Origin of the sequence: Acidovorax sp. WCS2018Noco2-16, from assembly GCF_031843945.1 — a bacterium.
Lineage (GTDB): Bacteria > Pseudomonadota > Gammaproteobacteria > Burkholderiales > Burkholderiaceae_C > Paracidovorax.
The window spans coordinates 346,028-354,857 of record NZ_JAVTJJ010000003.1 but is presented as its reverse complement, the minus strand read 5'-3'; the positions used below and the strand labels follow the sequence as shown (position 1 = coordinate 354,857).

Here is an 8,830-nt window from a genome sequence, read left to right as displayed (position 1 = left end):
CCCCCCCCCCCCCCCCCCCCCCCCCCAAAATCGCCGGCAACTCACACCACTGAATCGGAGCAGTGGTGTCGAACGAACTTTGGCGGACTGGGCACGGATAACGTATCAGGCGCCACTACTTCTATAGGGCGCGGTCAGCCAGAAGCTGTCGCTCATGAACTGGCGAAGTTTGCACAGAAAGCAGTCATCGACAAGTACCCATCACAAGAGCAGCAACGCCAGTGCTGCTATCGCCGTAGGAATCAATGCGCCCAGTAGCAGTCCGCCGGCGCTCACGGTCTCATCGGTGAACCCACGCTTGAGCAGTGCGACTCCGGCAGGATTCGGTGCATTCGCGATCACCGTCAGGCCTCCGCCCGCGACGGCGCCGGCTACCAGCATGTACTTCGATTCATCCGAGATGCCTTCGATCAGTGAACCCAGGTAGGTCAAGGCTGCGTTATCCGTTATAGCCGTCAGGCCCAGCGCGCCGACAAACAGCGCCAACGGTTCCAGCCCGGACACGATAGGTTGGAGCCACCACTGCTGCATACCCCCGAGCACCACCAGACCCGCCAAGAAGAAAGCCACCAGCAGCGCTTCCTTCAAAATCAGTGGCCCTTGATGTTGGTGATATGCCTGGGTATAGCCCATGAACATCAGAAACAGTCCGAGGAACACTACGGGGTGGTGGGCAAACAGCACCACTCCAGCCAGCAGCGAAACATGGACGGCTACGACGGTCCATGGAACGGGTGCTTCCCCTCCGGCATTCGGTTTGCTCATTTCTTGGGTGAGGTGCGGACGCAGTGCCAGCGTGGCCAAGCTTGCATTGGCGACCACCGCCAGCGCAGCCTTCCAGCCGAAATTCTGGAGCATGAAGGCGCTGTCCCATTGCCAGGTAGCCGCAACCATCAAGACAGGGGGTGCTGCAAACGATGTGAGCGTGCCACCGATAGAGATGTTCACGAACAGCACTCCCAAAGCCAGATACTTTGGTATCGCAGGAATGTGCGGCCGGAAAGCCAGAGGTGCGAGCATCAATGCAGCGATGGTCATCGCCGCTGGCTCGGTCACGGCAGAGCCCAGCAAAGGGACTGCGGCCAGCCCTAGCCAGGCCATGGCTACAGGGGTTCGGGTCGGCGCCAGGTGCGCGAGCCTGCGCGCTATGGAGGTGATCGCCCAGAGCACAGGACGTGAGGCCGCGATCACCATGACCACAAAGACGAACAGCGGCTCTGTAAAGTTGCGGGACTCTGCGTACTCCAATGCCGTGGCCCCGTCCACCAGAAAAGCCATGGACAGAACGAGCACGATGGCCCAGAAGCCAAATACGACTTCGACCTCGCCGAGCATATGAAACAGGCCTGCGTGGCGCGGAAAACGGTGGGAGAGGCGTTCAAATTGCTTGGCAGCAAAGGTGTGGGTAAGCGCCAGCGCGAACAAGGCAGCAGCAACCCACTGCATGGGGGTGTCATTCATCGGGAGGAAACAGTCAAGCAGCGAGGCGGCCCGACCTTCGCTGTACCTGACCTGTCCACATGACAAGCCACCCGACCTTCATTGTACGGAACACTCCCGAATTGCCCGTCTGCGACGGGGCCATTCGCCGCGAACGAGGGCTATGACCGTACTGAGGATGCTTTCGGGCCTTCTGACACTGGCACTGGCAAGGCCGTCAGCATGTACTGCGCCAGTGTCTCGTAAAGCGGCCGGGCCAGCATCCGGGAAACCAGGCTGGCCAGCATGGCTGAAGCCATCAGGCTCAGGACCATGGCATGCCCGTCCACCATCTCCATGACGATGATGAAGGCCGTGAGCGGAGCCTGCGTCACTGCGGCAAGGAACGCCGCCATGCCCATGGCGATCAATGCCGGTGCGATGTCCCCGCCCATCAGTGCGGCCACGTTGTGCCCCACCCCTGCGCCGATGGACAGAGACGGTGCAAAGATGCCGCCCGGCACCCCGACCCATGCAGACAGCCAGGTGGCGATCAACTTGAGCGTGACATAGAAAGCGGGCGCGTCTGCCTCGCCGGCGAGCATGTGCTTGACAGCCTCCGACCCCGCACCAAATGTCGCTCCACCGGTCACGAGACCGATGACGGCGATGGCCAAAGCGCCAGCGGCGGCAAACCGGATGGGGAAGCGGGCGCGCAACCGGTTCATCCGCTCAGGCGCGTTGGTCAACGACGCCGCCAGCAGCTTGGCGAAAAGGCCGCCCAGGACTCCACAAGTCAGTGTGACGCAAAGGCCCGGAAGCAGGGCGTCCCAGGAAAGCCGAGGAACTTGAATGCGCCCGAAGTAGCTGAGATTGCCGAACACGGACACGCCCATCAACCCCGCAAGCACGATGGCCGCGATGATCAAGCCACTGGAGCGCGACTCCAGCTTGCGTGACAGCTCTTCAATCGCGAAGACCACGCCCGCCAGGGGCGCGTTGAAGGCCGCCGCGATGCCCGCCGCTCCCCCAGCCACCAGCAGCGCGTGGTCGCTGATCCCCGACCGCGGACCGAGCCAACGCCGTGCATGGTGCATGACGCCAGCTGCGACCTGCACTGACGGGCCCTCTCGGCCGATGGACAGCCCTGCTGCGAAGCCGGCCGTTGCCAGAAACATTTTGGATAACGACAGCGACAAGGATACGAATCGCTTGCGCAACGAACTGTCCAGGGCCGGGTCCAGCGCCGCCATCACCTGCGGAATTCCGGAGCCCGCAGCCCCCGGCGCCCACCGTCTGGTGAGCCAGACAGTCATGGCCGTCACAGCGGGCATCCAGAGCAACACGGCCCAGCCGCCTTGCCATTGGTAGATGCGCTCGAACCCTTGAAATGCCGCGTCGGCCATCAGCGTGAAGGCCACGACACACAGACCCGCTGCGATTGCGTAAGCCAACACAATGCTCCGATCCAGCCACCGCCTACCATCTCTCAGCTCTTGGTGCAGGTTATGGAGGAAGTCGGGTTCTTGATGCATCGGGGCAGGGCGAGAGGTCAAGGCCCTTCATTGTGCATGTGACCTCGCTCACTCGCACCTACGGCTTGGGCATCTGCTGGCCGGCGGTCAGCATCGGCTCCTCCGGAAAAGCTGAAAGTACGGGATCGTCTCTCCAATAACGTTTGGGCGTCGACACGGCGTTCTGGTTGTCATCCTGGCGGATGACGTCCGAAAATACGACCCATGCTTCCCATATGGCTTCACTCGCTACTGCTTGGGCTCATGACCACCATCGTGCCTGCACTCGTGGTTATCTTTGTGCTTGCTTACGCGCCTGCTCGCAGCTTTCTCGGCATAGCCGGGCCTGGTGATCCGTTGCCCATTCTGATGTTCCTCGGAATACCGCTTGCTGCGCACCTGGTGTTCCGGCTTGCGTTGAGAGCGCGGTGTGCACAGTGCGGCGGGCATACCAAGTTCAAGGGTGCCATTCCCTCGCGGTATGTCTGCTCAAGGTGTGGTTCAAGCTACAAGACGCAGATGGGTCCCGTGAAGCTGGAACATAGAGACTGACAATCGCTTCGACCATTCGCGATGGCAGGCTCTGGCGTTACACCACCCCACGATGAATCAGCGGGCAACCAGAGGCCGCAAGCATGTGATTTGACCCATGGCTGCAAGATGTTGAAACCGTTGATTCCCGCGATCGTCAGCGCCATCCTTTTTGCGGGCTGCAAAGCAACGATGGCCCGAGTGCGACGTACGAGGCCTACTACAAGAAAACCGCGGCCGGCATTTCGGCGTTCGAGGAAGACGCGCAGTTCTACTCAGCCAGGAAGCGGGCCGATGTCGAACAGAAAATCCCGGCAATGATGCAGAGCATGGGTAAGTCGCGTGAAGATGTTGTTGCCCTTCACCTGGCAATGTCCAAGGCGGTTGCCCAGTGCAAAAAAATCACGGTGGATCGCGAAGAAGTTTCAGGCACCTTGGCCACACTCACTTACCGGCAGGAGGACATTTGCGGAAACAGGGCTGCTGGCCCTGAGTTTCAGAAGGTGCGCCTGCTCAACGAGAACGGCTGGAAGATCGATCACGTCGAGATTGCCTTGTGACAGGCGCGGAGCGATCGCTAGATTTCCTGAGTTGGACGTCCACCATCCGCCTGCGCCAAGCAAGTGATGCTTCCAAAATGATAGCTTACAGCGCTTGCTGGGTAAGCGCTTGAGGCCAAAAAAGCTTTAACTTGAAGAATGCAAACGCCGAACCCACGGCAGATCCGGCGCATTCAATCGCTTGAAAAATTGAATGCCGCCAGATCAATGATCTTCTGGCGGGCTCACTGGTACTCACACGTCGTTCGCACACCATGCCCCGCTCTTAATCTTGCAGCAGCTGCCCCGCCAGCGCCGCCGCCGCAGTGCGCGTTTCCACACCCAGCTTTTCAAAAATGTGCTCCAGGTGCTTGTTCACCGTGCGCGGGCTCATGCCCAAGATCTCGGCGATGTCGCGGTTGGTCTTGCCCTTGGCAATCCAGGACAGCACCTCGGTCTCGCGCGGCGTGAGCGGTGTGGGGGGCGGGCGCACGACCGGTGCGGCGCCTGGCGTTTCCACGGACAGCAGCAGCATCGTTTCACCCAGGCCGCTGGCACCCAGCGGGCGGGCCGCCAGGCGCTGGCCTTCAGGTAGCGGCGTGGCGCCGTCGCCCTGGCGTTGCGCCAGCGCCAGCCAGCGGGCCATGGCGCGGGCGGGCACGGGCTCGGTGCCGAAGGCCGCCTCCAGCCAGCGCGTGGCCTGGGGCGAGCGCCAGGCGATGCGGTCCTGCCCGTCGAGCACCACCACGCCCATGCCGGCCACGTCCACAGCCTCGCGCGCCAGACGTGCGGCGCGGGCGTTGGCAATGTGCGTGGCCAGGCGCGCCAGCACTTCGGGCAGCCGCAGTGGCTTGACGACGTAGTCCACCCCGCCGGCCGCAAAGCCGCGCACGATCTGTTCGGTGTCCGACAGGCCCGTCATGAACACGATGGGAAGGTGCGACCACGGCGGCGTGGCCTTGATGCGGGCGCACAGCGTGAAGCCGTCGATGCCGGGCATCACCGCGTCCAGCAGCATGCCGTCGGGCACGGCCAGGTCGAGCCGGCGCAGCGCCTCGTCGGCGTCGCGCGCGGCCAGCACGGCGTAGCCTTCTGCGGTGAGCGCATCGCCCAGCATGCGCAGCGTGGCGAGGTCATCGTCCACCACGAGGATGACGCGCCGCGCCGCGGGAATGAAGGAAGGATCAGGCGGGTTCATCGAGGTCGGTTTCAGGTTCGCGCAGCAAGAGGGCCAGCGCTTCGAAGTCGAGCCGGTCGGCGCTGGCCTGCAGGCGCGTGAGCGCGGCGGTGTGCTCGGGCCAGGCGGTCTGCGCTTCACGCAGCCGCTCGCGCAGGGCCGTGGCCTGGCCGGAACGCGCCAGTGCATACAGCGCCTCGCGCAGAGATTCGGGCAGTGGCTCGGGCAGTGGTTCGGATGAGTTGAGAACGTGATCGGGCGAGGCACTGGTGACGCCCGGCTGCGCCAGCCGCATCGGTGCGGGCACAGGGGCAGGGCCAGGGGCCGGGTCGTGCAGCCATTCCAGCCCCAGAGCCGATTGCAGCGACTGCAGCAGTTCCGATTCGACGACGGGCTTGCCCAAAAAGCCTTGGCAGCCGACCGCGGCCACGCGTGCCGGCTCGTTGTCGAACTGGTTGGCCGAGACGAACACGATGGGCAGATCGCCCGCCGCCCACTGATCGCGCAGCAGGGCAGCGGTCTGCCAGCCGTCGAGGTCGTCCATGCTGATGTCCAGCAGCACCAGGTCGGGCCGCGACTGGCGCACGATCTCCAGGCACTCGCGCCCGCTGGCGGCCTCCTGCACCGTGAAGCCCAGCGGCACCAGCAGGCCGGCCAGCAACTGGCGTTGCAGGGGCTGGTCGTCCACCACCAGCAGCGTGCGGTGCGGTGGCTTGAAGCCCACCACCGGCCGCAGCGCCACCGCCTGTGCGGGCCGCCACGCCGGGTCGGGCGCGATGCCCGGCAGGTACAGGCGCACGGTGAAGGTGCTGCCCTGGCCCACCGTGCTGCGCACGCTGAGCTGGCCGCCCATCAGCTCGGTGAGCAGGTGCGTGATGGTCAGGCCCAGGCCGGTGCCGATCTCGCTGGCGCGCCGGCCGGCGCTGCCGCGCTCGAACGGCAGGAAGATGCGTTCCAGGTCCTGCGGCTCGATGCCGATGCCGGTGTCCACCACCTCGATGCGCGAGACATGCGCGCGAAAGTCCAGCCGTAGCCGCACTTCGCCTTGCCGCGTGAAGCGCACGGCGTTCGAGAGCAGGTTGATGAGGAGCTGGCGCAGGCGCTTGGCGTCGGCCCGGATCCACTCGGGCATGTTGCCCAGCACTTCCACGGAAAACGCCAGGCCCTTGGCCTCGGCCTGGGGGCGCAGCATGGCCTCGACATAACGCACCAGCTCGGCCAGCGGCAGCGGAGCCAGGTCTTGCCGCAAGCGCCCGGCCTCGATGCGCGCCAGCTCCAGCGAGTCGTCGATCAGCGCGTTCATGTGGCGACCGCTGTGCTCCATGGTGGACAACGCATCGCGCAGCGCATCGGCCCCGGGCGGGTTCTTCAGCAAGATCTGCGTGTAGCCCAGGATGCTGTTGAGCGGCGAGCGCAGCTCGTGCGTCATGCCGGCCACGTACCGCGTCTTGGCCATGTTGGCCGATTCGGCGCGGTCGCGCGCGGCCTGCAGCTCGGCATCGGTGCGCTTGTGCGCTTCGATCTCCTGCAGCAGCAACTGGGTCTGCCGCTCTGATTCGTCCTGCGCCATGCGGCGGCTGTCGGTGCTCAGCACCACCCACCAGGCGCACACGGCGGCCAGCAGCGCCAGCAGCGCGCAGACCTTCATGAACGGCGTGCGCAGGAACTGCGCGGGCGTGTCCAGCGCCTCCTGCACATAGACCATGCCCACCAAAAAGGCGATCACCGCGCACAGCGACACCCACACCATCAGGTACTGCCCCAGCCGCACGTTCACGCGCAGCGCCCAGGCACGCGGCAGCAGCACGGCGGCCAGCGCGCGCAATTGCTCGCCCGCGCGTGAGCCGGTCTTGCAGCGGTCGTGGCAGCGCGATTCGAGCGAGCAGCACAGCGAACAGATGGCCGCGCCATAGGCTGGGCAGCGAGCCATGTCTTCCGACTCGAACCGGTTCTCGCAGACGGCGCAGCGCACCATCTCGCCCGGCTGCCACTGCGTGTCGGCGGGCCGGGCCAGGTAGTAACGCCCGCCGGTGGCCCAGGCCAGCAGCGGAGCCAGCGCCATGGACATGGCCAGCGCGATGAAGGGCGAGAACGCCGCCGCCGCATCGCCCAGCAACCCCGCGTAGGCGCAGCTGGCCACGGCCGCCGCCAGCACCATGGCGCCCAGCCCCACGGGGTTGAAGTCGTACAGGTGCGCGCGCCGGAACTCGATGCCCTTGGGCGACAGGCCCAGCGGCTTGTTGATGACCAGGTCTGCCACCAGCGCGCCCACCCAGGCAATGGCCACGTTGCTGTAGATGGCCAGCACTTTTTCCAGCGCGCCGAACACGCCCAGTGTCATCAAGAGCGTGGCAATGCCCACGTTGAACACCAGCCACACCACGCGCCCCGGGTGGCTGCGCGTGACGCGGGCGAAGAAGTTGGACCAGGCGAGCGAGCCCGCATAGGCGTTGGTGACGTTGATCTTGATCTGCGAGACGACCACGAACACCACGGTGACCGCCACCGCCAGCCCCGGCAGCCCCAGCGCCTGCATGACCTGCTGAAAACCCGCCAGGAACATCTGCGTGGGCTCGGCCGCGCGGTGCGTGCCCACCTCGAACTGCAGCGCGGCGAAGGCGAGGAAGGCACCGCCCGCCATCTTCAGCATGCCCATCACGATCCAGCCCGGCCCGGCCACCAGCACCGCGCCCCACCAGCGCCAGCGGTTGGCGGCGTTGCGCTCGGGCAGGAAGCGCAGAAAGTCCACCTGCTCGCCGATCTGCACCACCAGCGAGAAGATGACCGCGCAGGCCGCGCCGAACATCAGCGGGTCGAACTGGCTGCTGCCGCTGCGTATGCCCGACAGGCTGGAGAAATCGCGGTACAGCTGCGGCTGCGAGAGCGCGATCCACACGAAGGGCAGCAGCAGCAAAAAGAGCCAGAGCGGCTGCGTCCAGGCCTGCAGCTTGGAGATGAGCGTGATGCCGCGCATCGCCATGGGCAGGATCACCAGCGACGACAGCACATAGCACCACTGCAGCGGCCAGTCGACCACCATCTGCAGCGCCAGCGCCATGATGGCCGCCTCCAGCGCGAAGAAGATGAAGGTGAACACTGCGTAGATCAGCGAGGTGATGGTGGAGCCCAGATAGCCGAAGCCCGCCCCGCGCGTGAGCAGGTCCATGTCCAGTCCGTAGCGCGCTGCGCAATAGGCAATGGGCAGCCCGGTGAGGAAGATCAGCACCCCCACCGCCAGGATGGCCCACATCGCATTGGCGAAGCCGTAGTTCAGTGCGATGGCACCGCCGATGGCTTCGAGCGCCAGGAACGACAGCGAGCCGAACGCCGTGTTGGCCACGCGCCATTCGCTCCAGCGGCGAAAGGACTTGGGCGTGTAGCGCAGCGCGTAGTCCTCCATCGTTTCGTCGGCCACCCAGGCGTTGTATTCGCGGCGAAAGCGAAAGATCGTCTGCGTCGCAGCGGGAGCGTCGGAAGGGGCGGACATGGCCACGCCGCATGCAAGAACCGTTCTTGCCCCAAGCCGTGCCCGGGTCGCTGGCACTGCGCGCCACGGCGTCTACGTTAATTGACGTATGGGCGCGCCGCAGGGTTCTCCCTAACCTTCATTCCAGCGCGGCACACCCCGCCGCCCGGACGACACCTCCGTC

The 8,830-nt window shown here is 65.1% G+C and carries 5 protein-coding genes; 1 reads left to right on the top strand and 4 read right to left on the bottom strand.

The genetic code is table 11. The annotated features are described in order from the left end of the window. Positions 1–201 precede the first annotated feature (201 nt). The gene (locus tag RQI28_RS11055) at positions 202–1,461 is read right to left on the bottom strand and encodes a putative Na+/H+ antiporter (protein ID WP_311222188.1); all 1,260 of its coding nucleotides are present in this window, start codon (positions 1,459–1,461) and stop codon (positions 202–204) included. A 140-nt stretch (positions 1,462–1,601) separates the two neighbouring features. Further along, positions 1,602–2,954 carry a chloride channel protein gene (locus RQI28_RS11050; protein WP_311222187.1) on the bottom strand — a complete coding sequence of 451 codons (1,353 nt, stop codon included), beginning with the start codon at positions 2,952–2,954 and terminating at the stop codon, positions 1,602–1,604. 827 nt (positions 2,955–3,781) lie between these two features. Between RQI28_RS11050 and RQI28_RS11045 the strand changes: the two genes are divergently transcribed. After that, on the top strand, positions 3,782–4,024 hold the full coding sequence (locus RQI28_RS11045; RefSeq protein ID WP_311222185.1) for a hypothetical protein: 243 nt from the start codon (positions 3,782–3,784) through the stop codon (positions 4,022–4,024). A 265-nt stretch (positions 4,025–4,289) separates the two neighbouring features. On the opposite strand, the gene RQI28_RS11040 is transcribed toward RQI28_RS11045, so the two are convergent. Both RQI28_RS11040 and RQI28_RS11035 read right to left on the bottom strand, forming a co-directional pair. Beyond that, entirely contained in the window at positions 4,290–5,201 is a 912-nt protein-coding gene (locus RQI28_RS11040) for a response regulator (RefSeq protein ID WP_311222184.1), read from the bottom strand. Further along, entirely contained in the window at positions 5,188–8,667 is a 3,480-nt protein-coding gene (locus RQI28_RS11035; protein WP_311222183.1) for an ATP-binding protein, read from the bottom strand. The genes RQI28_RS11040 and RQI28_RS11035 overlap by 14 nt, the downstream gene beginning before the upstream one ends. Positions 8,668–8,830: the final 163 nt, after the last annotated feature.

Bases quoted from the DNA above. Each gene is read 5' to 3' on its own strand.
- RQI28_RS11040 (WP_311222184.1), bottom strand. From the start codon at position 5,201: ATGAACCCGCCTGATCCTTCCTTCATTCCCGCGGCGCGGCGCGTCATC.
- RQI28_RS11045 (WP_311222185.1), top strand. From the start codon at position 3,782: ATGATGCAGAGCATGGGTAAGTCGCGTGAAGATGTTGTTGCCCTTCAC.
- RQI28_RS11035 (WP_311222183.1), bottom strand. From the start codon at position 8,667: ATGTCCGCCCCTTCCGACGCTCCCGCTGCGACGCAGACGATCTTTCGC.
- RQI28_RS11055 (WP_311222188.1), bottom strand. From the start codon at position 1,461: ATGAATGACACCCCCATGCAGTGGGTTGCTGCTGCCTTGTTCGCGCTG.
- RQI28_RS11050 (WP_311222187.1), bottom strand. From the start codon at position 2,954: ATGCATCAAGAACCCGACTTCCTCCATAACCTGCACCAAGAGCTGAGA.